This is a genomic window from Shewanella electrica, from assembly GCF_022321485.1.
Classification (GTDB): Bacteria; Pseudomonadota; Gammaproteobacteria; order Enterobacterales; family Shewanellaceae; genus Shewanella; species Shewanella electrica.
Map to the genome: position 1 here is coordinate 1 of NZ_JAKOGG010000124.1, position 305 is coordinate 305.

At 55.4% G+C, this 305-nt stretch carries 1 protein-coding gene; it reads left to right on the forward strand.

What is annotated here, in order from left to right:
• Nucleotides 1-115: 115 nt before the first annotated feature.
• On the forward strand, nucleotides 116-256 hold the full coding sequence (locus L9G74_RS24015; protein WP_171951672.1) for a hypothetical protein: 141 nt from the start codon (nucleotides 116-118) through the stop codon (nucleotides 254-256).
• The last annotated feature ends 49 nt before the right edge of the window (nucleotides 257-305 follow it).

A 305-nucleotide genomic window follows, 5' to 3' on the forward strand; every position in this document is an offset into this window, starting at 1 on the left:
GCACAAGAAAGCATAAGCAACACAAGGGATTAACTCATCACTCACTTAGCTAATTAAATCTTCGACCATGTCGGACAAGTGCGGCAACTGCGACTGTGCTGACAAGAGCCAGTGCGTGAAGAAAGGTACCAGCTATGGCGTCGTCATAGTTGAAGCCGAGAAGAGCCACTTCGAGGAGGTCGCCGCCGGCGAGGAGAACGGCGGCTGCAAGTGCGGCACCAGCTGCTCCTGCACCGACTGCAAGTGCGGCAAGTGAAGTCACGAAGCAACCGAACACTCGCCGCCGGCGAGTCACCTACCTTAAT